Source organism: Aeromonas sp. 2MA4 (genome assembly GCF_029237305.1).
GTDB classification, from domain to species: domain Bacteria; phylum Pseudomonadota; class Gammaproteobacteria; order Enterobacterales; family Aeromonadaceae; genus Aeromonas; species Aeromonas salmonicida.
Genome location: NZ_JAACFY010000009.1, coordinates 31,669 through 57,130 on the forward strand (window position 1 = coordinate 31,669; position 25,462 = coordinate 57,130).

A 25,462-nucleotide genomic window follows, 5' to 3' on the forward strand; every position below is an offset into this window, starting at 1 on the left:
GACGCCCGTTGGCATAGCCCCTTTCAATTCGCAATGGATCGCCGCGGGTGGGCGGCGCCCCTCATTTACGGCACAGGTCGGCCACAAACCCCAGGGTACGGGAGGCCAGCGGCGCCTTGAGGCAAGCCAGCCGTCCCATCAGAGAGAGCGCCAGGTTGCGGCCCGCCACCAGCGGATCGTGGCCATTGGAGAAGAGCTCGGCCAGGGAGGAGGTAAGCCAGATGGTCTTGGCCTGATCCTCCTTGCGTTGCTGCCAGTAGCCGCTCAGCACGCCGAAACTGCCGATGTCCTCCCCCACAGCAAGCGCACGAGCAACCGCCTGGGTGAGCAGGTCAAGGTCGCGCATGCCGAGGTTGAAGCCCTGCCCTGCGATAGGGTGCAGCAGGTGAGCGGCATTGCCCACCAGCACTGTGCGCTGGGCCAGTGGATAGTCAGCCGCCGTCAGCACCAGCGGATAAACGTGGCGCTGACCGGCCCGCTCGAAGCGCCCCAGCCGCCAGCCAAACGCCTGCTGCAGCCGGGCGAGAAACGCGGCTTCATCGAGCGCCATCAGTTCATCCACCTGATCCCGCCCGACGCTCCACACCAGAGAGGAGAGCCCCTCCTGCATCGGCAACAAGGCCAGCGGGCCCCCCTCGGTGAAGCGCTCGAACGCCCGACCGGCAGGATCCTGCGCCGTCTTGACGGTAGCTATGATGGCGCTCTGCTCAAAGTCGTGGCGGGTCACCGCCATCTTGAAGTGCTGGCGCACGAAGGAGTTGCCGCCATCGGCCGCCACCAGCAGTCGGGTCTGGTAACGCTCACCGCTGGCCAGCAGTAAATCCACCCCCTCTTCCCGCGGCTCGACCCTGGCCAGCATGGCCGGGCACTGCATCCGGATCTGCGGGCAGGCCGCGATCGCCTGTTGCAGCTCAAGCCCTGCTGCCGACAGCTCGATCACCTGACCGAGCGCGGGCAAACCATATTCCGTCGCCGACAGCCTGGCCTGACCGCCATGGCCCCGATCCGAGACATGAACCTGGGTGATGGGGGAGCAGTGAGGGGCAAAGCGAGGCCAGAGTCCGTGGCGGGCAAGCGCCTCGCAGGTGCCTGCAGAGAGCGCTATGGCACGGGCATCGAAGCCAGGGTGAAGCGTGAGCTCGGGGGCACTTGCCTCCAGCAGCAGGATCTGCAGGGGCTTGCCATCAGCACCTCGTAGCGCTGCGAGGGAGAGCGCCAGCACGGCGCCACTCATTCCACCGCCGACGATAGCCACATCGACGTGAACCAGATCAGATTGAGACATGAGATGAGAGGGGGAAGCTAAAACGTGGCCTCATGCTATCACAAAGCAGTGGGCCAGGATGCGAAGCCATGGGCAAAAATTGGGGGGCGGCCATGACGCAATCGAAAACCTGCCGGACTATACCAGCAAGCCGACACCTGCAATGCAACCCGGCCGGATAAAAGCAGAGCGCCACCTGGGCGCTCTGCGTTGTTTTATGCTGTTTCTGTCGCAGTGACGATCGCAAGGGACAATCAATGCAAGGTCGGCGGTGCGATCGGGGTATCCGGGCGTTTGCCAAACTCCTCGAAGGTCATCATGACCCCCAGACGCACATGCTCGTAGAGCACCAGGAAGGAGGCTTCGTTCTCGTCATCCTCCTGATCGAACTCGGCAGAAACCTGGGTGATGCTGGCGATGTCCTGGATCATCTCCTGCAACTCTTCAGACGCTTTGGACAGCTCCTGCTGCGCCACACCAAAACCGGCCAGGAATGCCTGGGACCAGTCCACCAGCGAATCGATACGCTCGTCGAGCGGCGCCTCGTCGCTTGGCAGCAGCAGCTCGACACCCTTCTGGGCCATCAGGCTCTCGACTATCTCGTGATAGAGATCTGTCATCACCTGGCGCACCGGGGCCGGCAGGCCGAAACCGTCGTTGACCAGATCGTTGAAAGGCGGCAACCAGCTATTGTCATCCAGTGCCACGCCACCGCAGACGAGACCGCAGATCACGCCATGGGCCTCCACCGCCGTTGCCATCAGCTCATGCTGTTCCATCAGGTCGGCCACGGCCGTGTATTTCAGGGGGTTCGTTTTGCTCATCGAAGATCCGCTCAAAGTTCAGGCAAATATGCAGAATTAATGGTCAGGATCCTAGCATTCTCCCCCTTCCAGAGCCAGCAAGGCCTTGAAACTTCTGCATCTGCGCTATATAGTCCCGCCCAGTTGTCCACGTGGATAAAGGCGGAAATCAGCACCGCCGTATTGAGGAAGGCATGAGCACAGAGGCCGTAGAAATCGTCATTTTGGGACGTCCCTACAAGGTATCCTGTCCCTTGGGACAGCAGGACGCCCTGCGCCAGGCCGCCGACCAGCTGACTGACAAACTCATAGAGCTGCGTCAGCGCTCCAAGGTCTCCAGCAACGAACAGCTGGCGGTGATGGCAGCACTCAATTTTTGCCATGAGCTCTGCCTTGAAAAAGAGAAGAATCACCAATACTCTGAGACTATGGACAAGCGGATCAAGATGCTGCAACGCACCATAGAAGCGGCGCTGATCGAACACGGACAGTATGGCGAATCCAGCGAACAGGGCCAGCAGCCCTAATCGCGCAACGTTTTAAAATTCCCTGGGATGTGCGTCAGCCGGTTCAAGTCCCCGAGCCGATAATCATACCCAACAGGGGATCGGCCTTCTGGCTATTGCGCATGCTCGGCACGACCGAGAAGCCTGCGGTCAGATTCGATTCCCGCCTTGAACCTACGGTTCAAGGGCCCAAACCGGCAACGGCATCTCCGGGGTACCAACAGCAAAAAGCCCGTCATCACGATGACGGGCTTTTTCTTTGCTTGAAGATCACTCAGCAACCGGCACGGCAGTGCTATCTCATTTGCTCAGCAACAGATTGTCCTGCTGACGGGTGGCGGTGACCAGCACGGGTATCGACTTGGAGGTGGGGGTAAACGAGCCCTCGCCGATACTGTCGATGGGCACCAGCGGGTTGGTTTCGGGATAGTAGGCCGCGATATTGCCCTGCGGGATCTCGTAGATCACCACGTTGAATCCGGTAACAATCCGCTCGCGCCCATCGTTGCAGATGGCCGCCATATCGACCCGATCCCCTTCGGCAAAACCGAGACGACGGGCATCCGCCCCGTTCATGAACACCACGTTGCGCTGGCCCTTGATGCCGCGATAGCGATCATCCATGCCATAGATGGTGGTGTTGTACTGATCGTGGGATCGCAGGCTTTGCAGCAGCAACACCGGCTGGTCGCTCATCTGTTCGGCATGGCGGGTACACTCCGGTAGCACAGAGCGCGGCAGGGTGCTGGCGCGAAACTCGGCGCTGCCGCTGGCGGTATTCCACGTCAGTTGCGCCGCGGCGTTGTCCAGATGAAAGCCACACGGCTGCTGGATGCGGGCATTGAAATCGGTGAATCCTGCGATGGTCTGCTCGATGAGGTCGCGAATGCGGCCATAGTCATCGCGCAGGCCCAGCCAATCGACCCGCTCGCTGCCCAAGGTAGCGTGGGCCATCCGCACCACTATGTCGGTCTCTGACAAGCAGAGTGGCGACACCGGCTCGGCCGTACCGGTCGAAGCGTGCACCATGCTGAAGGTATCCTCCACCGTGATCTTCTGGTTGCCTGTGCGCTGGATATCGAGCTCGGTTCGGCCTAGGCAGGGCAGGATCAGCGCCGCCTTGCCCACCTGCAGATGACTGCGGTTGAGCTTGGTGCTGATCTGCACATTGAGCTCGGCCCTCTTCATGGCCCCATAAGTGAAGTCGGTGTCTGGTGCTGCGGCGGCCAGGTTGCCGCCCAAGCAGATGAGCACCTTGCTCTTGCCCTCGTGCAGCGCCTTGAGCGCCTCATAGACGTTGTGACCACGAGCCCGCGGCAGGCTCACCTGCAGGTGACGCTCGAGCCGGTCGATAAAGGCCGCGGTCGGCTTCTCGTTGATCCCCATGGTGCGGTTGCCCTGTACGTTGCTGTGGCCCCGTACCGGACAGAGCCCCGCCCCCGGCTTGCCCATCTGGCCACGCATCAGGTGCAGGTTGACGATTTCACGGATGGTGTCGACCGAGTGCAGATGCTGGGTCAGCCCCATGGCCCAGCAGCTGATGACGCTGCGGCTGGCGGCAAACACACGGGCCGCCAGCACTATATCGGCGCGAGTCAGGCCGGATTGCTGCTCGATCTCGGCCCAGCCTGTGGCGCGCACCTGCGCTTCGTATTCATCAAAGTGGCGGGTATGGCGGGCGATAAAGTCGCGATCCACCACCTCGGGCGCCTCTTCCAGCATGTACTTGGCCATGCCACGGATGGCAGCCATGTCGCCGCCCAGTTTGGGCGTCAGGTATTGGTGGCTGATGGTGGTCGCCGCCGGGGTCAGCAGTTCCAGCGGGCTCTGCGGACTGGCAAAACGCTCGAGGGCCACCTCTTTGAGGTTGTTGAAGCTGACAATCTTGCAGCCGTTGCGCGCCGCCTTGCGCAGGGCATTCATCATGCGCGGATGGTTGGTGCCCGGATTCTGGCCATAAACGAACACCGCCTCGGCACGGTCAAAATCATCCAGCACCACAGTGCCCTTGCCGATGCCGACCGACTGAGTCAGCGCCACCCCACTCGCCTCGTGGCACATGTTGGAGCAGTCGGGGAAGTTGTTGGTGCCAAACAGGCGACCAAACAGCTGATAAAGGTAAGAAGCCTCGTTACTGGCACGGCCCGAGGTGTAGAACTCTACCTCATCCGGGCTGTCGAGCCCCCTGAGGGTATCGGCGATCAGCGCAAAGGCCTCATCCCAGCTTATCGGTTCATAGTGATCGGTAGCGGGGTTATAGCGCAGGGGCTCGGTCAGCCGCCCCTGATACTCCAGCCAGTAGTCGCTCTGGGTGGCCAGCTGGCGCACCGAGTGGGCCGCAAAAAACGCGGCCCCCACCGTCTTGCCGGTGGATTCCCAGGCCACCGCCTTGGCGCCATTTTCGCAGAACTGGAAGGCGCCGTGATCGTTGTCGCCCCAGGCGCAGCCCGGACAGTCGAAGCCGTCTGTCTGGTTGACCCGCAGCAGATTCTTGATGTTCTGGCGGGTCTTCTGGCTACGCAACACCTGCTTCATGGTGGACTGCAGGGACGAAAAACCGCCTGCTTTGGCAGGCTTTTCAATATGACTCATGGCACTCTCCGATGGGATCCGCCGGGCGATAGCTGGAGTAGCTGACCGGGGCATCAAGCTTGGGAATATGGACGACGTTGAGGTTGTATTTGAGGGCCAACCTGACCGCCAGCTGGCTGGGGGACGCCAGACAAACGAGGTGGCGAGCGCCGAACAGCGCCGCCTTTTGCACCAGCTCGCTGCCGCAGCGACTGGTCACCAGCAGGGTGTCGCAGGCCTGTGGTTGGCGCAACAGGAAGCCGATCAGCTTGTCGAGGGCATTGTGGCGCCCTATATCTTCGCGGCAGTGGAGGATCCGCCCCTGCTCATCCAGCGCCAGCGCCGCATGGAGGGCGCCAGAGTGTTGCCCTTTGAGCTGCCAGCTGGCGATCTGCGGGCGCAGTTCGGCCAGCAAGGCGACATCAAGGGGTGGGGTGAGCGGCAATGGCTGCAATGGGGGAAATGCCTGCTCGACCGCCTCCACCCCGCAGATGCCGCAGCCGGTGGCGCCAGTCAGCCTGCGCCGACGCTGCTGTAGCTGCGCCAGACAACGATTGGCGATGGTCACATCCAGCACAAAGCCATGTTCAGCGGGGAATACCCGGATATCGTGCACATCGTGGTTGTGCCGGATGATCGACTCGCAGAACAGAAATCCTATGGCAAAATCGTCGAGATCGTCCGGTGTCGCCATCATCACCGCATGGTTGATGCCATTGATATTGATGGATACCGCCACCTCTTCCACCAGATGATCCAGCGAAGGCAAGGCATGGTGGACGGCAGGTTGAACCATGGGGTTGGCTGCAGGCATGAAAGGTTGGCCTAAAAATGCAAACTGCATTCAAGTTTAGAGAGGCCGCACCGGCAAAACCAATGAATTAAATCTATCTCCCGATAGAATCACTCTATTGACGATGAATTTTCAATTGATTAATTTTAAGTATCACCCCGCCAGACGCCTCGCAACACCGCCATGAACATCAAGCAACTGCACTATTTCCACGAACTGGCCAGGCATCGGCATTTTGCCAAGGCCGCCAAAGCCTGCCACATCACCCAGCCGACCCTGTCGGCCAGCATCACGGCACTGGAAAAAAACCTGGGCACGGATCTGGTGGTGCGCACCAGCCAGTTCGTCGCCCTCACCGAGGCGGGCGAGCTGGTGCGCCAGTACGCCGAGCGGATGCTGCTCGAACAGGAGGCGCTCAAGCAGGAGCTGGCGCTGTTTCACGGCGAACTGTCGGGCACCTTGCGCATCGGCATAGTGCCCCAATCCAATGTCGACATCATGCCGCTCATTGCCAGGTGCAAGCAGCGCTACCCAGATATCGTCATTCGCCTGTCGGTGCTGAGCAACGAAGCCCTGCTGTCACAACTGGCGCTGCACCAGTGCGACATAGGTTTGGGGTTTGACGAGCCCCCCGGTGAACCCGGCAGGCACGCCTTCAACCTTTACCCTCAAGGTCACAACCGGATGGCGGTATTGAAAAACCGCGGCGCGGCGGAGCCCCTCCCCTCCTCTGCGCCCATGACCCTGGCCAGTCTGCAAACCCGGCCACTGGTGCTGCCAAGCCGCGCCATGCAGTTTCGCCGATACCTGGATCTCGCCGCCGAGCGCGCACGGATAAACCTGAATGTGGTGCTGGAGACAGACTCCCTGTTCCATCTGATGAGTGCGGTGCGCCACCAGCTGGGCTGGGCCATCGTCAGCGCTGGCCTCGCCCACTCCGCCAGCCAGCTCTCTGATCTGGTCTGTCATCCCCTAGAACCGATCGAAGCCGGCAGCACCGTCTTCCTCACTCGCCAGCACAGCATCACCCCCGCCATGAGGGCCTTTCTGGATCTGGTGGCAGAAGACGCCACCATAGGCTGGGCGCAATAACGAAGAAGCCCGCCAATGGCGGGCTTCTTCGTTATGCAAGGAGCACAGACAGGATCAGGTCGCCATCTGCTCGTGGGGCGATCCATGGTGGCGCAGCCAGGCAAAGCTCAGGGCTACCAGCAGGACCATGATCGTCATGATGGCCCCCAGGGTCACCTGGCCCTCCATCGGGAAGCAAGCCGCCAGCAGAGTGACTATCCCCGCCCCCAGGTTCTGCATCCCGCCAAGAATGGCGCCAGCCGTCCCTGCCTGACCCGGGAAGGGTTCAATGGCGCAGGAAGTCGCTGTCGGATAGAGGATGCCGCTACCGATGAAGTAAACAGCGGCTCCCCCCACCAAAGAGGCGGCACTCACCACTCCGAACAGGCCTGGCAGCAGTATGATGAGCGACCCCAGCGCCAGGAAGGCGATGCCCAGGCGCATCAGTTTGCCCTGGCTCAGGCGAAAACTGAGCTTGGCAGAGAGCCAGGCACCGAACAGATAACCGGGCAGCGGCAGCACGAACAATACGCTGACGGTGCGGGCGCTCAGTTTGAGCACATCGCCCAGCAGCACGCCTGCCGCCGCTTCAAACACGGCAAGCCCTGCAAAGGTCGCCATCAGGCAGAGCAGGTTGCCCTGAAAGCGTGGATTGCCCAGCACATGGCGGTAGGCGGCGCCGACCCGCAGCCGCTCTTGACGCGCCGCCACCGGCAGGGTTTCACCAAACCAGGCCAGCAGGGCCAGGGTAGTCACGGCACCAAAACCAAACAGGAACCAGTAGCCGGCACGCCAGTTGAACAGCTCGGTCAACCAGCCGCCCAGCACGGGGGCCAGCAGCGGGGAGAAGATCACCCCCATGCTCACCAGACTGTTGGCCCGGTTGAGCTCGGCACCGCTGTAGCGGTCGCGCATCACGGTCCGGCTCATGGCACCACCGGCACCGGTGCCCAGCCCCTGGATCAGGCTGCCGATCAGCAGGGCCGTGAAGCTCGGGATCAGCTGAATGGTCAGTGTCCCCACCAGAAACACCATCATGCCGACAAGCAGCACGGGGCGACGGCCAATGCGATCCGACAGCGGACCATAGACAAACTGGGAGAGCCCGTACGGGATCAGGTAACAGGCCATCACCGCCTGCAACTGGCCGGAGGCCACGTTGAAGTCCCCCGCCATCATGGGAATGGAGGGCACATACAGGGTCTGGGTCATCTGGCCCACAGCGACCATGAGAATGGTCAGAAAAAACAGGGGGTAAAAACTGTGCCGATACATATCTCAGTCCCGCAAATCATCAAAAGCTGCCGCTCCCCTGGCAGATAATCTGCAGAGGGGATCCAAAAAACAGAGTCAATCAAAGGTGAAAATACAAGGCGGAGAACCCGCACCGGCCGGGAGCAGGACACTCCCTTGGCTTGGGGTGATCTTAGTGATTCAGATCACGAAAAACGAACGAATCTTTATAATCAGCTTTCCCTAGTTTTTCTAATGTGACGGGGTTATTCACCCCGTCAGCGACACACATCAAGGGGTTATCATCGACAAGATGCCTTCAGACCTCGTCATCATACTGTCCGCCGCACGCGGGCAACATCCAGCCCCTCATCTTGGGTGCCTGCCGTTATCCCCAGCCGCAGGCAGCGTTCCCCCACCTTGTCGGCCAGGGCTTCGTCATGGGTCACCAGCAGCAGGGCACAGCCGATCTCTCCCAGCTCCTCCAGCAGGCAGGTCATGGTCTGCTGCTGACTGAGGGGATCGAGCCGGGAGGTGGGCTCATCGGCAAACAGTAGAACGGGGCGCAGCAACAGGGCCCTGATCAGCGACAACCGCTGCAACTCGCCCCCCGATACCTGACCCGGCAGACGCCTCAGCAAGCTCTCATCGAGCCCAAGCCTCGCCAGATAATCGATGAGACGCTGACGGGGCAACCGATGGCGGCGCAGCAGATCGTCAAACAGGGTCCCGAGGCGCACCCGACTGGCAAACGCCTGCACAGGATCCTGATAGAGTTTCTGCCAGCGATGGTGAGCGACCCCTTCCCGGCGCACCACATGCCCCTGCAAGGGACGCTGCAGACCGATCAGCACATTGCCGAGGGTGCTCTTGCCCGCACCGCTCGGCGCCATGATGGCAAGCCGCTCCCCTTGTGCCAGTTGCACATCGAGCCCCTGGAACAGGGTCTGTTCGCCATACCCCATGGTCAGCTCCTCCCCCCTGAGCAACCAGTCGCCTGTGGCCGGTGCACTTTTCTTGGGCCAGGCCGCCGGCTCTGCCGCCAGCAGGGCCCGGGTGTAGGCGTGGGCCGGGTGATGCAACACCCGCTCGGCAGGGCCTTGCTCCACTATCTCGCCCCCCTTGATCACCAGCACCCAGCCGCCCAGCGCCCGGGCCAGAGTCAGGTCGTGGGTGATGGTCAACAACTGACGAGCCTGCGCCAGATAGCCCAGCAGCAGCCCTTGCAGCCTGGCGCGGGCCAGACTGTCTAGCCCCTTGGTGGGCTCGTCGGCGATGAGCAGTCGGGCCTGCCCCAGGGTGGCGGCCGCAAAGGCGGCACGCTGGGCCATGCCGCCGGAAAGCTGATGCGCGAAATGACGCTCACGCCCTGCAAGCCCCAGGTGCTCGAGGGAGGCTCTCGCCCGCGAGCGGGCCTGTTGACCTCCCGCAAGCCAGCCCTCCTCCACTTGGTGCAGCAGCCCCATGGTAGGGTCGAGTGCCATCACAGGCTCTTGCGGCAACATCGCCAGCTCCCGCCCCCACAGGGCACGCAGTTGATGGGGCTCGGCCAGATCGTAGTGATGACCGGCCACCTCAAGCTGGCCTTGCCCAAGTAGCGGTGCAGGCAGCGTGCCCATCAGGGCATGGGCCAGCAGGGATTTGCCCGAGCCACTCTCCCCCACCAGGGTCAGGGCACTGCCGGGAGTCAGGGTCAAGTCCAGCGCTTGCAGCAAGGTCTGCTTGCCATCGCCAACCTGCACGCCCTTGATGTGAATAGCAGTCATGACCTGGCTCCTTGTGCAGAACGGGGATGGGGCACTGCCTTCTGGTTGAGCAGCACCAGTGCCAGCAACATCAATCCCATCACCATGATGGGGGCCAGCAGCAGACGAGGAGCCTCCTGATAGTGCGGCAACGCCTCCGTCATCATCAGCCCCAGCTCGGGGGTGGGAGGCTGAATGCCCACCCCGACAAAGCCCAGGGTGGAGAGGGTCAGAATGGCCCCCGCCAGACCGAACGCCATCATGGTCAGCAACTGGGGTGCCAGCTCGGGCCAGAGGTGACGGCGCACTATGTAGCCGTTGCCAAAACCGAGCAGACGGGACGCCTCCACCTGGGGTGATGCGAGCAAGGTGCGACTGCGGGCCCGCACCACCCGGTAGTATTCCACCCACTGCGCCATGGCCAGACCGAGATAGAGGATGGCAAAGCCGCCCTGAGCCATGGCGGAGAACAACAGCACCAGCAGCAGGCTGGGCAGGGCCAGCACACCGTCGGCCAGGCTGCGCAGCAGCCCGTCTGCCCAACCACCACGCCAGGCCGAGAGCCACCCCAGCAGAGAACCGAGCAGGGCGGCTGTCATGACGCACAGGATCCCCAGTAGCAGCGACAAGCGGGTAGCCGCGGCCAGACGCGCCATCAGGCTGCGCCCCAGCTGATCCCGCCCGAGGGGCTCCTGCCAGGAAGGGGCGGCCAGAAAGTTGACCAGATCCTGGGCGGCAGGATCGGGCCAGATGAGCGGTGCCAGCAAGGCAAACAGCACCACCAGCAGGAGCAGGCTCGCACCGGCTTTCAATGAGAGAGACATGATCAAGACTCCTTGGGACCGCGAGGATCAATGGCGAGGCAGAGCAGATCGGTCAGGGTGTTGAGCAGCACAAACAGCGCAGCCAGCACCAGCACTGTGCCCTGCACCATGGGCACGTCGCGCCAGAAAATGGCATGCACCAGCGCATGGCCGATGCCGGGCCAGGCAAACAGACTCTCGACCACCACCACACCTTCAATCAGGAGCACCAGCTGTACGCTGGTGTAGGCAATGACGCTAACCCCTGTATTGCGCAACCCATGGCGCAGAAATACCCGTGCTGGCGACAGCCCCTTGGTGAGGGCAAAGCGGTAATAATCGGACTGCACGACAGTGAGCACGCTTTCTCGCACGACCCGGGCCAGCACGCCGGACAGGCCGAGCCCCAGAGTAAGGGCGGGCAGCCAGAGGTTGTGCCCCTCCCCGTGCCCGGCGGCACTGAACCAGCCCAGCTCCACCGAGAGCAGCACCATCAGCACCAGACCAAGCAGAAAGGGCGGCAGTGCCCGCATCAATACACTCCAGGCCAGAGTCAGCCGATCGCAGAGCCCCCCCGGATGCAAGGCGCTCAGGCTGCCAAGGGGCAGCGCCAGCAACAGGGCCAGCACAACGGCGGCCAGTGCCAGCGACACAGTCGCCCCCAGATGATGACCAATCTCACCGACGACCGGAGCCCCGGTGACCAGCGAGCTGCCCAGATCCCCCTGGAGCAAGGCGGCCAGCCAGTCGCCGAAGCGGGACAGGGCCGACTCGGCCAGCCCCAGCTCATGGCGCACGGCGCTCGCCGCCTCTGCGGTGACATAGTCATAGCCATAGCGACCGGCTGCGATGCGAAAGGCGATATCCCCGGGCAGGGATTGCACCATCAGAAAACAAAGCCCGGCCACCAGCAGCGCCACCATCAGTGCCTGTACCAGACGCTGACTCAGGACGCCCACGACAGCAGACAAGGGCAAGCCTGTCATTGCGCACCCCAAGTCAGCCTGGTCAGGTAATAACTGCGCTCTTGGGGATCCAGTTCAAAACCCTTGAGCTGGCGGCTGACGGCTGCACTCTGGCGATACCAGGCAATGGGCAGCAGCGGCAACTCCTGTTGCAAGGTAGCGGCGATGTCACGTCTTAGCATGGCGGCCTCTTGCATGGGCAAGGCTTCACGACCAAGCCGCGCCAGTTGAGCTGTCAGTAAAGGGGATTGCCAGTTCATTACCCCCCAGTCGGCTCCGGCAGGGGCCAGGTCCCCCAGCAGGGTCACCAGCGGATCCGGCACCAACGCATAGTTGCGGGCATAAAGACCGAGCTGGAGCGAGCCATCCTGATGACCTGCCGGGATCTCGCTCGAATTGCCCACCGCCACCTTGAGCTCGACACCCACTTCCTTCCACTGTGCCTGCAACGCCGTCGCCAGCTGAGGCAACTCGGGGCGATCCGGGAAGGTGCGCAGGGTCAGAGTGAAGCGCTCCTTCCCTTTGTGCAGCACGCCATCAGCCCCCTTCTGCCAGCCTGCCGCGGCAAAGGCCGCTTGCGCCGCCTGCACGTCATAGGCAAGCGGTGTCAAGCCGGGCTGATGCCATTCCTTCAGACTGGGAGGAAAAAGCTGGGTCGCCGCCATCTCGGGATCCCGTAGCAGGGCTGCCGCCATGCCGCTGCGGTTGATGGCCAGACTGAGCGCACGCCGCACGGCCGGATCGCTCAGGCGTGGATCGGCCCCATTGAGTTTGAGCTGTATGGTGCGTGGCAAGGTCACAGAGGCGATGCTCACCCTGGGCGCTTGTTGCAAGCGGCGTATGCTGACCGGATCCAGCCCCCATGCGATGTCGGCCTGACCACTCTCTGCCATCAGGGTACGGCTCTCGGCGCGCCCGACCGTCAGGTAGCTGACCTGCTCGATGGCGGCCTTTGGGCCATCCCAGCGGTCAAAACGCGCTGTTTCGATCCGCTGAGGCTGCTGCAAACGGGTAATGCGATAGGGGCCGGATCCAATCACCTGCGTCACCTCCCCCTTGTCGTCATAGGCCCCCCTGGCCAGGATCTGGGTACTGGGATGGGCCAGCACAGCCGCCAGCGAGGCGAAGGGGTGGGCAAGGGTGACAAGCAGCGCCCCCTCTTTGGCCTCAATGGCGGTAATCGGTGCGCTGGTCAGTACCCCTGGTTTGCGCCAAGCCTGTTGCAACGCAAACGCAGCCTGCTCGGCATTCACCTTGCTGCCATCGTGAAAATGGGCGTGGGGGCGCAGCGTGAATCGCCACTGCAAGCCATCCTCTGAGCGGGACCAATCACTGGCCAGCCCCGGCTGCAAGCCTCCCTGACTGTCAACGTCGACCAGGGTCTCGGCTACCTGCAAACGGGTAAAAAAGACACCGTTGCTGGCCGGGTCGATGCTGTGGATTTCCCATGGCCCCACCATGGTCAGCGGCTTGCCATGGGCACCAGCACTCATGCCTGCCAGCAACGCCAGGGCACACCATCCTGAATAGGCGTATTTTTTTGTCATCGTCTCCATCCGAATAATCATTGTCATCAACTGAAAGGTTGTCGTTATAACATAACAATTAATCAGGCAGAATGACTTTCCACTCTTGATGAATCACTCGTTTGTAGGGAGTTAATAGCGGGGCCAGACGATCCTTCTCAGCGAGCATGAATGATGCAACGGCGGGAAATGGTGATGTGAAGACAAGGGGGAGAAGCGAGAAAAAAGATGGCCCGTCACGGGGCCATCTTGTCAGCTTAGCGAGTCACCATCTGCTGGGCTTGCTTGACCAGATCGGCCGGATCCTCGTTGCGCGGCGGTATGGCAATCCCTTTCTGGCAGGCGGGGCGAGCCGCCATACGTGCCATCCAGGCTTGCAGATGGGTCAACCCGTCGATGGAGATACCGCTCCAGTCATAGATTCGCACCCAAGGCCAGGTGGCGATATCGGCGATGCTGTACTCATCGGCCAGATACTCGTGCTCCGCCAGATGGGTGTCGAGCACCTCGAACAGGCGTCGCCCCTCTTTCTGATAGCGCTCGATGGCGGCCGGGATCTTCTCCGGGAAGTAGCGATAGAAGACGTTGGCCTGCCCCATCATGGGACCGACACCGCCCATCTGGAACATCAGCCACTGGATGGCCTGGGAGCGACGCTTGGGATCCTGCGGCAACAACTTGCCTGCCTTCTCTGCCAGATAGAGCAAAATGGCGCCGGACTCGAACACCGCGAAATCGCCGTTATCCCGATCGACGATGGCCGGGATTCGACCATTGGGGTTGATGGCCAGAAACTCGGGCTTTTTCTGATCCAGCGCCGACAAATCGAGCGGGATCACCCGATAGGGCAAGCCCAGCTCTTCGAGGGCAATCGCCACCTTGAAACCATTGGGGGTGGCTGCGGTATAAAAATCGATCATCATGGACTCCTTGTGATTCAGGCCCGGGCGCAGAGGCTAACCTCGGCCCATTTGTGCCGGATCCGGGTTGGTGCTATGTACACATGCAACAAGACAATTGGATGTGGGCTGCGCATCTCGCAGCAGCGGCACAATATCGGCCAGTTATGACAAATATTGCGCCGCTTGAACAGCCCGATAAAAGAGGACGCCAGGTTAGCTGCACAACCCCATGGGTTGGCGCTGGCGCAGCAGAATGAGGCGGGACAGCAGCGGAAAGTAGGACTCAAGCTTGTTTAATAGCACCCGGCTGCAGGCGGGATCAGCCAGTTCAGACTCGGCCAGCTCTATGCCATTGGAGACAAAATAAAAACGGGGATCCCGTACATCCGGCCCCTGAATGGTGAGGGAGTCATCCCCCCTGTGCATCAGCAGCGGCAATACCGGCAAGCCGAAGCTATCGCCACTTCGCTGCCAACCGAACTCGGGCCAGACAGTATCGCCATCGAGCAGCAGAATGGCCGCCTCCTCTTTACCCGGCTGCCATTGCGATGGCTGGGTAATATTCACCTCGTCGAAGTAGGCGCCATATCCGGTTGATGCTCTCAACGCCGCTAGCAGTCCCTGGGTAGTTGCTGCCGACGGTTTTTGACTGACTAATGACAAATTCATGATCCACATCCCTATGCTCATGCAGCCTGTTATTCGGCTACTGCCATAAGACTAGACCAAAAAGAGTCTGTATTGGAGCCGTCAGATCTGGCAGTCGCCAAGGTCGGGGAGAAGGCGTATAACGGTTGCCATTATCGAAAAGACTGGTATCATACCGCGTCCTTTTATCCCCCGTTCTTTAACATCCAGTGGTGAACCTATGCATCCGATGCTGAATATCGCCGTGCGCGCTGCGCGCAACGCCGGTCAAGTAGTAGTAAAAGCCTTTTCCCAGCCCGAAAACATCGAGGCCATCCAGAAAGGCAGCAATGACTTCGTGACCAACGTTGACCGTGACGCCGAAGCGGCCATCATTCACACCATCAAAAAATCTTACCCGGAACACAGCATCATTGCTGAAGAGTCTGGTGAGATTGCCGGTACCAATCCGGACTACCAATGGATCATTGACCCACTGGATGGCACGACCAACCTCGTCAAGGGCATTCCGCACTTTGCCGTCTCCATCGCCCTGCGCGTCAAGGGCAAGACAGAACAAGCCGTCGTCTACGATCCCATCCGTGACGAGCTGTTTACCGCAACCCGTGGTAACGGCGCTCAGCTGAACGGCTACCGCATCCGTGTCGGCAAGGCCAAAGAGCTGGCTGGCACCGTTCTGGCCACCGGTTTCCCATTCAAGCAGAAGCATCACATCGAGCCTTACCTGAAGATGTTCCAGAGCATGTTCATCGAATGTGCCGACATCCGTCGTTCCGGCTCTGCCGCACTGGATCTGGCCTATGTGGCCGCCGGTCGCGTCGATGGTTTCTGGGAGATCGGCCTCAAGCCCTGGGATACCGCAGCCGGTGAACTGCTGGCCAAAGAGTCCGGTGCCATCGTCACCGACTTCGTGGGTGGTCACAACTACGAAAACTCCGGCAACATAGTGGTTGCCAACCCGCGTGTCCTGAAAGAGATGCTCGGCAAGATCCGTGAGAACCTGCCGGAATCTCTGGCCAAGTAAGCCGTTACCCGCAGCGCACACACATTGAACCCGGCCCAGGCCGGGTTTTTTTATGTCTATCGCAAAGCCAGCTATCTGCAAAGCCGCAAAACAATCCTGCCCGGCACCTACCATACCCTCAGCCGGGAGCTTGCTATACACATGCACTCACGATATCAACCCCCTCCCCTTTGCAACCTGCTCACCTTAGCTCACTCAGCCACAAGCGGGGGGCTTATCCACTGAGTGCCGGCCTTTTGAGTACTGTCATCTTTGCCAAATAACAAAACCCGGCCTGAGCCGGGTTTTGTTATCAATCCAACGGGACAGTGCCAGCTCAGCGTGAGCCGACCCGGCACTGCCCTCCTGTCATCAAGCCAGGCGGAAGCGACCCATGGTCTGCTTCAGACCAGCGGCCAGCTGGCTCAGCTCCAGACAGGCACGGGCGGTATGATCGGCGCCGATGGCAACCTCGTTGGAGGATTCATTGATCCGCTCCACGTTGCGACCCAGCTCATCGGAGACAGCATCCTGCTCGCCACAGGCACTGGCAATCTGAATGGCCATGTCGGCAATCTGGGCAACCGCTTCTTCAATTTGCTGAATGCCGTTGCTGGTCTGCTCGCTCTGCACTACGCACTGGCGGATCATGTCACAGCTTTGACCTGTCACCTCTTTCGCCTGGTTGGCGCGCGCCTGCAGGGTTTCTATGATGGCAACGATCTCGCCGGTGGATGCCTGGGTGCGACCCGCCAAGGTTCGTACCTCATCGGCCACCACGGCAAAGCCACGACCCTGCTCACCGGCACGAGCCGCCTCGATGGCGGCGTTGAGCGCCAGCAGGTTGGTCTGATCGGCGATGCCGCGGATCACGTCCACCACCAGATTGATCTGGGCAGATTCACGCTCCAGCTCGGCGACCAGGGTCCCCGCCTGTTCAATCTCCTCGGCAACCCGGGTAATGGCCACCAGCGAGCTCTGCACATCCTGATTGCCGCGACGGGCAAGGGCGTTGGCGGAGCTGGCAGATTCGGAGGCTGTCTCCGTGTTGCCGGCCACGTCGGCCACGGTCGCCTTCATCTGGGTCATGGCGGTCGCGACCAGAGAGATCTCCTGCTGCTGGCTCTGGATCCCCTGCGCCGATTGTTCGGAAACGGCGCTCACCTCTTCGATGGCGGCACCAAGCTGAGTCACGGCAGCCACCACTTCTTCAATCAGGCCACGCAGATTGTCCTGCATCTTGAGGGATGCCTTGGCCAGCATACCCAGCTCATCGCGACCTATGTGCTGACGATCCAGCTGATGGGTCAGGTCACCGGAGGCGATGGCGTTGGCCTGTGCCACGACGGCGTACAGCGGCAAACAGATCTGGCGAGTCAGGAACCAGGTCATGGCCATCATGAACAGCAGCAAGCCGCCGATGCTCACCATGGCAAAACTGGTCACCATGTTGACGCTGTCGAGCAGGCTGCCCCGATTCTCTTTCACGAAGCCGAGATTCACCTCCACCAGGTTGTTGACTGACTGCTCCAGGGCGCCATAGGCGGCGTTTGACTGGAATAGCAACGCCTTGGCCTCGGCAGGCTGACCTTGCACCAGCATCTGATCAACGGCATTGACCGAGTTCAGGTACTGGAGCCAGTCCTGCTTGGCACGATTGAATACCTGACGCTCATGATCGGCGCCGACCGTTGACTCGTAGGCACGAAAGGCACGCTCGACCTTCTGGACATTGTCCTGGATGCGGCCACGACGGGCCTGCAGATCGGCAGCATCGTCAACCATCAACAGGGCAAACTGGGCACGACGCACATAGGAGACGTCGTAGAGCAATTTTTCTACCGAGAGCACGCTCGGCAGGGTGGAGTCGGTAAAGTTCAGCACGCGGTCGCGCACGCCGCGCAACTCGCTGGAAAGGAAAATACCGAATATCACATTGACGGCGGCAATGACCGCAAAAACCACGGCAATCTTTTTGCCGATAGACAGATTTTTATAAAACATGGTGGCTGGTGATCCTCAACTGCTGACAAGCAGGTGCACTGTGGCGATCACATCCGTATGAGCTGATACCCAGGCATTCCTGCCGGGAGGTGGGGCGTTGCGAAAGACCAAGGGAAGGGCGGATTTCGCGAGGGCGGCACTTTACCATAAAACCGCTCACTCCTTCACCGGGTTTATCGGCGAGAAAGCAAGTTGTTTTCCCCCATAATCAGACTTTCATCACGCACTTTTTATAGCGACCAAATCATTTCAAATAGTTAGCCGATGGGGACAATCGACGGGCGGGCATGGACAAAGCCGGTCAGGCTGGGTGTAATGCACAGGATGGTTACAAGCCATCCTCATCTGCTGTAGAGAGGTCTAGTTTATGGATAACGTGTCAGCCCTGCCTGTTTCCTCCTGGTCAGTCCAACTGCGTGAGCAGGTGCAGGCTCGCCCACTGACCGCCCTCGGTCTGCTCATCGCGCAGGCCGCCGTCTTGCTGCTGCTATTGCAGAGCCTCATCATGCTGGCGACTGACGATATGAGCACAGGCGTCCGTTATGGTCTCATCGGCGGGGTAGCGGGCTTTGCCGCCACCGCCCTCGGCGCCCTGCCAGCACTCTTCTTGCGTTCCGTGCCACAACGAGTGGAAGATGCCATGCTGGGCTTTGCCGCCGGCATGATGCTGGCCGCCAGCGCCTTCTCCCTGCTGCTGCCGGGGCTCGAAGCAGCAGAAGGGATCACAGGGGATGGCTTTCTCGCCGCGGCCGTAGTGGTGGCCGGCATGACCCTGGGGGTGCTGCTGATGCTGGGGCTGGATCAGTTCACCCCCCATGAGCACGACAAGACAGGCCCCTGCGGCCCAGGTCACCAGCAGTGCTCCCGGGTATGGCTGTTCGTGTTTGCCATTGCCCTGCACAACCTGCCGGAGGGGATGGCCATCGGGGTCAGTTTTTCCCAGGGGGACATGTCGGTGGGGCTGCCGTTGACCACGGCCATCGCCCTGCAAGACATTCCGGAAGGGCTGGCGGTGGCGCTGGCCATGTGCGCCGCCGGATTCAGACCCTGGGTTGCGGTATTGGTTGCCATAGCAAGCGGCTTGCTCGAACCCCTCGGCGCCCTGCTTGGGGTCGGCCTCTCCAGCGGCATGGCCATCGCCTATCCCATAGGACTGGGGCTGGCGGCGGGCGCCATGCTGTTTGTGGTCTCCCACGAGGTGATCCCGGAAACGCACCGCAATGGTCACCAGACCCACGCCACTCTGGGCCTGATGGCCGGCTTTGCCCTGATGATGACCCTCGACACCGCCTTGGGTTGATAACATGCTGATAAGTAGCCTGATATCTCATTCTTTGACGATACTGACATAGCTGGCATCGGGATCTCCCCGAGCCTTTATCGAGGGCCTGCATGACATGAGATCCTGGGTGGCCTCACTGCTTTGCCTGCTTGCCCCTGTACTCTGGGCAGCCAGTTCCCCCGAGGTTTATCACACGGCGGCGCAACCGGAATCGGCTCCCAAGTACATTGGAAACCCGGATGGCCGGATCGGCGGCATTTGCGTCGACCTGTTTCGCCTCATGGAGCAGCGAGAACCCGCCCTGCGCATCCAGGGCGATCAAGCCTTCCTGCCGCTAAGGCGGTTGGAGAAGAGCGTGCGGCATGGCCAGCTCGATTTTATCTGTGGTGTCGGCGACAACCCGGCGCGTCGGCATCAGTTCATCTATCTGCAACCACCTGTGTTTACCGTGCGCTACCACCTGGCGGTGCGCAGCGACGACACTGTCGAGGTCAAAGGCTGGGATGATGTCAGGGCACTCGGCAAGGAGGGCACCATCCTTATCAATCATGGCAGCGGCGCCATAGCGCGGCTGCAAACCATAGGCGGTCTCATCATAGATAGCGGCGGGATCAGTAGTTCAGCCAATTACCACAAGCTGCTGATGAAACGGGGACGTTTCGTCTATTACCGCTCACCGGGTTTTGAATTCGATATCCGCCAGCACAACCTCGCCAGCCAGATCCGCGTACTCCCGACGGTCATGGAGGAAACGCCCTTTTATATCCTGTTTTACCAGCAGACTTCGCCCGAGCGGCTTGGCCTGTTTGCCAACACGCTGCAGCAAGTCGCCAACAGCGGGGAGCTGGCCAGCCTGGTCGAGCATTACCGCTAGCGTATCTTTCCCCGCGTCATCTGAATGCTCGGCGCCATCACCAACTTTTGTTATGATCCACAACAACTTATTCGGCCGTGCGGCCATCGAGACGAGGTGAGTGATGAAAGTAGGTATTATCGGCGCCATGGAACAGGAAGTGGCCCTGCTGCGCAGCCAGATGAACGAGCCAACCACGCTGCAACTGGGCGGCTGCGAATTCTATCAAGGCAAGCTGGCAGGCAAAGAGGTGATCCTCACTCGCTCCGGCATCGGTAAGGTCGCCGCCAGTGTCGCCACCAGCCTGCTGCTGGAAAAATTTGCCCCGGATTGTGTCATCAACACAGGCTCAGCTGGCGGCTTCGCTCAGGATCTGCACATCGGTGATGTGGTCATCGCCGATGAGATGCGCTTTCACGATGTGGACGTGACCGCCTTTGGTTATGAGATGGGCCAGATGGCACAGCAACCTGCCGCCTTCCCCTGCGATGGGAAACTGATCGCGGTGGCACAGGATTGCATCGCCGAGCAAGGCAAGCATCAGACCAAAGTTGGCCTCATCTGCACAGGTGATCAGTTTATGTGCAAGCCCGAGGCGATTGCGAAGGCCCGTGCCGATTTCTCGCAGATGCTGGCGGTCGAAATGGAAGGGGCCGCCATCGGCCAGGTGTGCCACATGTTCAAGGTGCCCTATCTGGTCGTCCGCGCCATGTCGGACATCGCAGGCAAGGAACAGGTTGAATCCTTCGATGCCTTCATCGAGGTGGCGGGCCAGCATTCCGCCGAGATGATCATCAAGATGCTCGGCAAGCTGTGATCGACCTCGCCACACTGGAACACATGGCCGCCACTCCGGCGGCCATTTTGCTCGGGGCCGCGTTGCTGGAAGCCATACTGCCCTGGCCTGCCCAGTTCAGACTCTCTGCCCTGGTGCCCCTGCTGACCCGCCTGGGCCACAAGGTTCACCGCCCCGATGGCGCGTCCAGGCAGCAATTCCAAGCCGGTCTGCTGGCACTGCTGGTCGTCTGGCTGCCATGCGCCGCCGGACTCTGGGCGGTGCGCAACCTCTCCCTCTCCGAGCCGCTGTTTGACCTGTTGTTTCTGTTGCTGATGATAGAGTCCCGTCCGTTGCGCGAGCTGGCCAAGGCAACCCGTTCCCTGGCAAGCCAGGAGACGCTGGTCGTTGCCCGCATGCAGGCAGCGCCCTGGCTCAGGCGCGATACCGGCAAGCTCTCCGTGATGGGGATTGCCAAGGCCATCAGCGAGACCTGTGCACTGCGCCTGGCAGGACAATGGGCGGGTCCCTTGCTGGGGTTTGCACTGGCAGGCGTTCAGGGCGCCTTGCTATGGCGACTCGCCCAATTGATGGATCAGGGCTGGAGCCCCAAACAAGCGACATTCAGCCACTTCGGCCGCGCCGCCGCCGTGCTTTATCAGGCCCTCTGCACCCCAGCCATACTGCTGCTGGCATTGCCCCTGTGCCTGACTCAACTACGCCAGCTAGGCGCCAGGATGCGCACTGCCATTCAGTGGCCCTACCCCGCCATGGGCATCTTGCTCGCCCAACTATCCAGCTCGCTTGGCATCCGGTTGGGTGGCCCCCGCTATTATCAGGACACCCTGTTCCGCTTCCCGGTATTTGATGCACCAAACGACCCGGCAGCCGCCACTGCGCTACGCGTACTCAACCGGTTGCAACTGATTGGCTGGGGTTGGCTCGCACTGGCCGCACTGCTCACAGTGCTGGAGCAGCTCCATGGTTAACTATTTCGCCCTGCTTTGCCTGCTCTGCTGGTCGTTGACGCTGCAGGCTGCAACACCGATGCGCATCGTCAGTCTGACCCCCCATCTGACCGAGCTGTTGTTCCTCGTCGGGGCAGGCGATCGCATCGTCGCCACCGATGATGCATCGGATTTTCCGCCAGAAGTGAACGATCGCCCGCACGTGGCCAACTACCGCAGCATCAACCTTGAAGCCCTGCTGGCCCAGAAACCGGATCTGGTCGTGGCCTGGCGCTCTGCCCAATCCCGTATGCTGGCACCTGTCGAACAGCTGGGGATCCCTGTGTTCTACTCTGAGCCCACGGATTTTGCTTCCCTGGCCACCGAAATTCGGGCGCTGGGAGCACTGCTGGACCTGGAGCAGACAGCGAACACTCAGGCCGATGCCTACCTCGCCAGATTGGCGGCGCTCAAGCAACGTTATGGTCAGCCCAACCATATCAAGGTGTTTTATCAGCTCTGGTATCCGCCCCTGACCAGCGTCAGCAGCTCGGCGTGGCCAGCCCAGGCCATCGAACTGTGCGGTGCAGAGAACCTGATGGCTGGCGCCAGAACCCCTTACCCTCAGGTCAATTTGGAGCAGGTGATCAAGTCTGACCCTGCGCTCATTCTGGCTGGTAGCCAGGATCCTGACGCTTTACGTCACTGGCAACAATGGCCCATGGTCGATGCGGTCAAACATCAACGATTGCAACTCATCAACTCGGATGAACTGCACCGCTTCACCCCGAGGGCGCTCAATGCCGTGGAGCAGGTATGTAATGCCATCGCTCGCGTGCAAGCAAAATAGCCACTGGCACTAACACAGCGATATTGAAAACAGAGACGCCGGCATCTGCCGGCGTCTTGTTGTGTCTGAAAACCTTCTCGTCACTGAAAGGCATTACCTGCTGGTCAGGTATGTTTGAACACATTGAGCCCAGCAAAGTAGGTGGAGTCCTGCCGCTGGAATGCATCTGCATACATGACCTTGCTCTCCTCAAAGAAGCGCCCGAGTATTGATTCAGCTTCTTTCAGCTTTATTTCAAACTCGTCAGAGTCTGCATTTACCAAGGCCATCATCAGGCTGATGATATTGGCATAGAAATAGTTTATCGAGCCTATCATCACACGATAGAGATGGCATTCACGGCTCATGAGCAAGTAAAGAAGATAGTCATGGTGTCGTTGCATAAGAGCCAACACGGCATTGTGCTCACGCGGCACCTTTTGCCAATCCGCTTGAAATTTATCTATCAGCTCATCGAAAAGCGACACATTGAGCGCGGCATTGAAGTCAATGCTGGTCATGTCGAAAGACTGGAAGCAGCGATCCATCACCTCATCCATCAATCGTACTTTATCCAGTTCGGGCCAGGATGGCTGCAAGGATTCGACACCTTGAGGTATGGCGCCCTCGATATAGGCCCCATCACTGCTGTTGATGCAGCGCAAATCAGGATAATTATTCAGCACACGCTCCATATTATGGATGGCGAGCCCAAACAAATGATTGATGCGCACCTCCCCACCAAAATTGCCTGGTGCCGGGAAGGTATCTTTCAGATTCTCGTTATATTTGGCTTCTTTCTTGTCGTTGTAATACAAGCTCAAACTGGAGTGGTGTTTGCCTGCCGATTTGTAGCCATTATCAATACCGAATAGATACACCTGTTTAAAGCCCAGCAAAGCGGCATAGTTGAGTCCGGTATTCCCCACAAACGGGTTGGAAAACTCAATGGTGTCATATTCAAATGCCTGACCAAAGGCACTGATCAGCATGGAAAACATGGGTTCATTGGGTTTGAACGTCAATCCCGTCTTGCGGAAGAATCCTTTGCACTCGGGGTGAATAACATCAACGCTCAGGAAGACGGTATCCTTGATAAAGTCATCCGCATCAAGAATGCGCAGGAAATCTGCCGAACTCTTGGTCCGCTCTACGGCCACATAGATATCTGGCTTGACGCCCGCCTTGTGAAGCGCACTGACAGCCGTACCACAGGCGATGATGACAGCCTGTTGCTGATGCTGCTTTATAAAGTCAATACTCTGATCCAGAGAAGGACCATTGCCCACAACAAACACAGGCACCTGGCTGAATGCCGATGTATCACGCTGCCGCTTCAGGAACGGGGTTCCCTCTTGCAGATGATTATGGCTGTGAGCCAGCGCGTAGATATTGTCGTCAAAGAAACCCCAGCCCGTTTTGAGCAGGTAAAACTCGCTCTCTACCTGATTTATCAGCGCATGCAGCTTGGGAGAATGATAATGGCAAAAAGAGAAGTAGCTAGCTGACCAGAATGCTCCCTTGCGATGAAGGGCTTCCATCATATCCGCTGCCAGCAGTTGTTCGTCAACACCGATGAACAGATGCAAGCTAAGTGACTCACGCTCCATATACTCGAACAATTCATGCCAATCGAAACAATAGAGTGAGGCATAGAACATATCGAGATCGGGCTCGAAGGCAAACAGGTTCCTGATCTTGCACTGCTCATAGAGATAACCCAGCTGATATCCCAAGCCGATCCCGTACATCAGTGACAATGGAATATCTGAGTGCAGGGCACTGTTCAGCCGCAAGCCTTCCAAGGCTGATTTTTCTTTTAATTTTGATATTTCATTATTAAATTTTATGTGGATCTGGCCATCGATATGCCACTGAGGAATAAAATCGATACACTGCAACACACTCTGCTCGATCACCTCTGCTATCTGTGCCTGTACCTCGGCAAACGGATCCTCACCATAGAGAGACACCCCATCATCAAGCCACAAGATATTGGGAATGCCATTGTCATTGCAGAAAAAACGAAATGGCCGGACGGGCTGATAATCTTTGAAATAATCATGAATGCCGGGCATGTGTTTTGCGAAAGCAGCCATATTGAGCTGATGACGAACAGGAAGCACGTCCAGCATGGCGGCTTCCTGTTTTTTTTGCCGCTCTAGGCGAGAGAGTTCATTTTCTACATCGGCAATGTTTTTATTAAAATCCATGATATGCCTAACCTGCATTCAGCTTGTAAAGATCAGAGGCGCGACCCGCTTTGGAAAACTGCAGCAACTCCTCTTCTGCAAGATGTTTCTCTTTTCCCACCCACTCATGGATGGCTTGAAACTGCTGCAATGCCTGACGCTGCTCAGCATCAAGCACAGCACCCGATGGAATGTGTTGAAACGCACTATCAAGCGCACCGAGATAAGGCTCTACCAGCTTGTCAGCCGCCTGCAGCTGGCGCTGCTCGAGCAGCGCCAACAGCTGGTTGCCAGTTTCCATCAATTCGACCAGAGGGCTGCAGTTCATTCCGCCCTGCCTACTTTCTGCTGTGCCAGCGCCTTGTCACGCTCTTCAACGGGGATCGCATCCCACCCGCTTTTTACGGTCAGCATCAGATTAATCACCTCGTCAACCGCACTGATATCCATATCCCGGCTGGCATCCATCATCCTAGCCTTCATGTAATCATAAAGCGCGAACAAGTCCTCGGGCACCTTGCCATAAGAGAGGTCCAGCGAGTCCTGCAGGCCGTTGATGATGGCCATCGTTTTGGAAATGGACTGAGACTTGTGCTCAAAGTCGCGACGCTCAATCGCGCCACGCGCCTGGGCAAGACGCTCGAGACATCCCTGCATCAGTAGCTGAATGACGCGATAAGGGTCGGCCACTGCCAGCTCGGATTGCAGACTCTGGGTGGTATAGGCTTTGATATTTTTCCGATACAT

Annotated in this window: 23 protein-coding genes and 1 other RNA gene; 9 read left to right on the top strand and 15 right to left on the bottom strand. The window is 59.6% G+C overall.

The features are described 5' to 3' along the window. Window positions 1–61: 61 nt before the first annotated feature. On the bottom strand, window positions 62–1,285 hold the full coding sequence (ubiH, locus tag GWQ31_RS11090; protein ID WP_275909356.1) for a 2-octaprenyl-6-methoxyphenyl hydroxylase: 1,224 nt from the start codon (window positions 1,283–1,285) through the stop codon (window positions 62–64). A gap of 233 nt (window positions 1,286–1,518) precedes the next feature. Then, window positions 1,519–2,088 carry a UPF0149 family protein gene (locus GWQ31_RS11095; protein ID WP_275909357.1) on the bottom strand — a complete coding sequence of 190 codons (570 nt, stop codon included), beginning with the start codon at window positions 2,086–2,088 and terminating at the stop codon, window positions 1,519–1,521. 173 nt (window positions 2,089–2,261) lie between these two features. On the opposite strand from GWQ31_RS11095, the gene zapA reads away from it, so the two are divergent. Together zapA and ssrS are read left to right on the top strand one after the other, a co-directional pair. After that, on the top strand, window positions 2,262–2,594 hold the full coding sequence (zapA, locus tag GWQ31_RS11100; RefSeq protein WP_005310350.1) for a cell division protein ZapA: 333 nt from the start codon (window positions 2,262–2,264) through the stop codon (window positions 2,592–2,594). 16 nt (window positions 2,595–2,610) lie between these two features. Next, a non-coding RNA gene (gene ssrS / locus GWQ31_RS11105) (6S RNA) lies at window positions 2,611–2,793 on the top strand. 80 nt (window positions 2,794–2,873) lie between these two features. Here the strand turns inward: ssrS and GWQ31_RS11110 are convergent. After that, window positions 2,874–5,165 carry an FdhF/YdeP family oxidoreductase gene (locus GWQ31_RS11110; RefSeq protein ID WP_275909358.1) on the bottom strand — a complete coding sequence of 764 codons (2,292 nt, stop codon included), beginning with the start codon at window positions 5,163–5,165 and terminating at the stop codon, window positions 2,874–2,876. Then, a complete protein-coding gene (gene fdhD, locus GWQ31_RS11115) occupies window positions 5,152–5,940 on the bottom strand; it encodes a formate dehydrogenase accessory sulfurtransferase FdhD (RefSeq protein ID WP_275909359.1) in 789 nt (262 codons plus the stop codon). Before fdhD ends, GWQ31_RS11110 begins: the two co-directional genes overlap by 14 nt. Before the next feature lie 180 nt (window positions 5,941–6,120). On the opposite strand from fdhD, the gene GWQ31_RS11120 reads away from it, so the two are divergent. Next, complete coding sequence (locus GWQ31_RS11120) at window positions 6,121–7,029, top strand: LysR family transcriptional regulator (RefSeq protein WP_275909360.1); 909 nt, start codon at window positions 6,121–6,123, stop codon at window positions 7,027–7,029. 54 nt (window positions 7,030–7,083) lie between these two features. Here GWQ31_RS11120 and emrD read toward each other — a convergent pair whose 3' ends face one another. From emrD to GWQ31_RS11155, 7 genes are all read right to left on the bottom strand, one after another. Then, window positions 7,084–8,283, bottom strand: a complete 1,200-nt coding sequence (gene emrD / locus GWQ31_RS11125; protein ID WP_275909361.1) for a multidrug efflux MFS transporter EmrD — start codon at window positions 8,281–8,283, stop codon at window positions 7,084–7,086. A gap of 290 nt (window positions 8,284–8,573) precedes the next feature. Continuing rightward, a complete protein-coding gene (locus tag GWQ31_RS11130) occupies window positions 8,574–10,007 on the bottom strand; it encodes an ATP-binding cassette domain-containing protein (protein WP_275909362.1) in 1,434 nt (477 codons plus the stop codon). Beyond that, window positions 10,004–10,810, bottom strand: coding sequence for an ABC transporter permease (locus GWQ31_RS11135; protein WP_169046347.1), 807 nt, complete (start codon window positions 10,808–10,810; stop codon window positions 10,004–10,006). Before GWQ31_RS11135 ends, GWQ31_RS11130 begins: the two co-directional genes overlap by 4 nt. 2 nt (window positions 10,811–10,812) lie before the next feature. Continuing rightward, window positions 10,813–11,775 (bottom strand): ABC transporter permease, encoded by a 963-nt coding sequence (locus tag GWQ31_RS11140; protein WP_265461327.1) that lies wholly within the window; start codon window positions 11,773–11,775, stop codon window positions 10,813–10,815. Then, a complete protein-coding gene (locus tag GWQ31_RS11145) occupies window positions 11,772–13,301 on the bottom strand; it encodes an ABC transporter substrate-binding protein (RefSeq protein ID WP_275909364.1) in 1,530 nt (509 codons plus the stop codon). The genes GWQ31_RS11140 and GWQ31_RS11145 overlap by 4 nt, the downstream gene beginning before the upstream one ends. Window positions 13,302–13,537: 236 nt before the next feature. Continuing rightward, a complete protein-coding gene (locus GWQ31_RS11150; RefSeq protein WP_021139807.1) occupies window positions 13,538–14,200 on the bottom strand; it encodes a glutathione S-transferase N-terminal domain-containing protein in 663 nt (220 codons plus the stop codon). Window positions 14,201–14,395: 195 nt separating this feature from the next. Next, a complete protein-coding gene (locus GWQ31_RS11155; RefSeq protein WP_275909365.1) occupies window positions 14,396–14,851 on the bottom strand; it encodes a hypothetical protein in 456 nt (151 codons plus the stop codon). 199 nt (window positions 14,852–15,050) lie between these two features. Here GWQ31_RS11155 and suhB point away from each other — a divergent pair, with 199 nt between their 5' ends. Further along, window positions 15,051–15,854 carry an inositol-1-monophosphatase gene (suhB, locus tag GWQ31_RS11160; RefSeq protein WP_005310327.1) on the top strand — a complete coding sequence of 268 codons (804 nt, stop codon included), beginning with the start codon at window positions 15,051–15,053 and terminating at the stop codon, window positions 15,852–15,854. Between the two features lie 351 nt (window positions 15,855–16,205). Here suhB and GWQ31_RS11165 read toward each other — a convergent pair whose 3' ends face one another. Then, window positions 16,206–17,837 (bottom strand): methyl-accepting chemotaxis protein, encoded by a 1,632-nt coding sequence (locus GWQ31_RS11165; RefSeq protein ID WP_275909366.1) that lies wholly within the window; start codon window positions 17,835–17,837, stop codon window positions 16,206–16,208. Between the two features lie 367 nt (window positions 17,838–18,204). Between GWQ31_RS11165 and GWQ31_RS11170 the strand changes: the two genes are divergently transcribed. From GWQ31_RS11170 to GWQ31_RS11190, 5 genes are all read left to right on the top strand, one after another. Next, window positions 18,205–19,137, top strand: coding sequence for a ZIP family metal transporter (locus tag GWQ31_RS11170; RefSeq protein ID WP_275909367.1), 933 nt, complete (start codon window positions 18,205–18,207; stop codon window positions 19,135–19,137). Between the two features lie 97 nt (window positions 19,138–19,234). After that, window positions 19,235–19,993, top strand: a complete 759-nt coding sequence (locus tag GWQ31_RS11175; RefSeq protein ID WP_265461323.1) for a transporter substrate-binding domain-containing protein — start codon at window positions 19,235–19,237, stop codon at window positions 19,991–19,993. A 103-nt stretch (window positions 19,994–20,096) separates the two neighbouring features. After that, on the top strand, window positions 20,097–20,789 hold the full coding sequence (gene mtnN, locus GWQ31_RS11180) for a 5'-methylthioadenosine/S-adenosylhomocysteine nucleosidase (protein ID WP_265431203.1): 693 nt from the start codon (window positions 20,097–20,099) through the stop codon (window positions 20,787–20,789). After that, window positions 20,786–21,736 carry a cobalamin biosynthesis protein gene (locus tag GWQ31_RS11185; RefSeq protein WP_059168968.1) on the top strand — a complete coding sequence of 317 codons (951 nt, stop codon included), beginning with the start codon at window positions 20,786–20,788 and terminating at the stop codon, window positions 21,734–21,736. The genes mtnN and GWQ31_RS11185 overlap by 4 nt, the downstream gene beginning before the upstream one ends. Further along, window positions 21,729–22,544, top strand: coding sequence for a cobalamin-binding protein (locus tag GWQ31_RS11190; RefSeq protein ID WP_275909368.1), 816 nt, complete (start codon window positions 21,729–21,731; stop codon window positions 22,542–22,544). The genes GWQ31_RS11185 and GWQ31_RS11190 overlap by 8 nt, the downstream gene beginning before the upstream one ends. A 104-nt stretch (window positions 22,545–22,648) precedes the next feature. Here GWQ31_RS11190 and GWQ31_RS11195 read toward each other — a convergent pair whose 3' ends face one another. The 3 genes from GWQ31_RS11195 to fliS are packed head-to-tail and all read right to left on the bottom strand — an operon-like array spanning window position 22,649 to window position 25,462. Beyond that, on the bottom strand, window positions 22,649–24,736 hold the full coding sequence (locus tag GWQ31_RS11195; RefSeq protein WP_275909369.1) for a 6-hydroxymethylpterin diphosphokinase MptE-like protein: 2,088 nt from the start codon (window positions 24,734–24,736) through the stop codon (window positions 22,649–22,651). Between the two features lie 7 nt (window positions 24,737–24,743). Beyond that, on the bottom strand, window positions 24,744–25,043 hold the full coding sequence (locus GWQ31_RS11200) for a hypothetical protein (RefSeq protein WP_275909370.1): 300 nt from the start codon (window positions 25,041–25,043) through the stop codon (window positions 24,744–24,746). Further along, complete coding sequence (gene fliS, locus GWQ31_RS11205) at window positions 25,040–25,462, bottom strand: flagellar export chaperone FliS (protein WP_125607838.1); 423 nt, start codon at window positions 25,460–25,462, stop codon at window positions 25,040–25,042. The genes GWQ31_RS11200 and fliS overlap by 4 nt, the downstream gene beginning before the upstream one ends.

Bases quoted from the DNA above. Each gene is read 5' to 3' on its own strand.
- ubiH (WP_275909356.1), bottom strand. From the start codon at position 1,285: ATGTCTCAATCTGATCTGGTTCACGTCGATGTGGCTATCGTCGGCGGT.
- GWQ31_RS11095 (WP_275909357.1), bottom strand. From the start codon at position 2,088: ATGAGCAAAACGAACCCCCTGAAATACACGGCCGTGGCCGACCTGATG.
- zapA (WP_005310350.1), top strand. From the start codon at position 2,262: ATGAGCACAGAGGCCGTAGAAATCGTCATTTTGGGACGTCCCTACAAG.
- GWQ31_RS11110 (WP_275909358.1), bottom strand. From the start codon at position 5,165: ATGAGTCATATTGAAAAGCCTGCCAAAGCAGGCGGTTTTTCGTCCCTG.
- fdhD (WP_275909359.1), bottom strand. From the start codon at position 5,940: ATGGTTCAACCTGCCGTCCACCATGCCTTGCCTTCGCTGGATCATCTG.
- GWQ31_RS11120 (WP_275909360.1), top strand. From the start codon at position 6,121: ATGAACATCAAGCAACTGCACTATTTCCACGAACTGGCCAGGCATCGG.
- emrD (WP_275909361.1), bottom strand. From the start codon at position 8,283: ATGTATCGGCACAGTTTTTACCCCCTGTTTTTTCTGACCATTCTCATG.
- GWQ31_RS11130 (WP_275909362.1), bottom strand. From the start codon at position 10,007: ATGACTGCTATTCACATCAAGGGCGTGCAGGTTGGCGATGGCAAGCAG.
- GWQ31_RS11135 (WP_169046347.1), bottom strand. From the start codon at position 10,810: ATGTCTCTCTCATTGAAAGCCGGTGCGAGCCTGCTCCTGCTGGTGGTG.
- GWQ31_RS11140 (WP_265461327.1), bottom strand. From the start codon at position 11,775: ATGACAGGCTTGCCCTTGTCTGCTGTCGTGGGCGTCCTGAGTCAGCGT.
- GWQ31_RS11145 (WP_275909364.1), bottom strand. From the start codon at position 13,301: ATGACAAAAAAATACGCCTATTCAGGATGGTGTGCCCTGGCGTTGCTG.
- GWQ31_RS11150 (WP_021139807.1), bottom strand. From the start codon at position 14,200: ATGATCGATTTTTATACCGCAGCCACCCCCAATGGTTTCAAGGTGGCG.
- GWQ31_RS11155 (WP_275909365.1), bottom strand. From the start codon at position 14,851: ATGAATTTGTCATTAGTCAGTCAAAAACCGTCGGCAGCAACTACCCAG.
- suhB (WP_005310327.1), top strand. From the start codon at position 15,051: ATGCATCCGATGCTGAATATCGCCGTGCGCGCTGCGCGCAACGCCGGT.
- GWQ31_RS11165 (WP_275909366.1), bottom strand. From the start codon at position 17,837: ATGTTTTATAAAAATCTGTCTATCGGCAAAAAGATTGCCGTGGTTTTT.
- GWQ31_RS11170 (WP_275909367.1), top strand. From the start codon at position 18,205: ATGGATAACGTGTCAGCCCTGCCTGTTTCCTCCTGGTCAGTCCAACTG.
- GWQ31_RS11175 (WP_265461323.1), top strand. From the start codon at position 19,235: ATGAGATCCTGGGTGGCCTCACTGCTTTGCCTGCTTGCCCCTGTACTC.
- mtnN (WP_265431203.1), top strand. From the start codon at position 20,097: ATGAAAGTAGGTATTATCGGCGCCATGGAACAGGAAGTGGCCCTGCTG.
- GWQ31_RS11190 (WP_275909368.1), top strand. From the start codon at position 21,729: ATGGTTAACTATTTCGCCCTGCTTTGCCTGCTCTGCTGGTCGTTGACG.
- GWQ31_RS11195 (WP_275909369.1), bottom strand. From the start codon at position 24,736: ATGGATTTTAATAAAAACATTGCCGATGTAGAAAATGAACTCTCTCGC.
- GWQ31_RS11200 (WP_275909370.1), bottom strand. From the start codon at position 25,043: ATGAACTGCAGCCCTCTGGTCGAATTGATGGAAACTGGCAACCAGCTG.
- fliS (WP_125607838.1), bottom strand. From the start codon at position 25,462: ATGTATCGGAAAAATATCAAAGCCTATACCACCCAGAGTCTGCAATCC.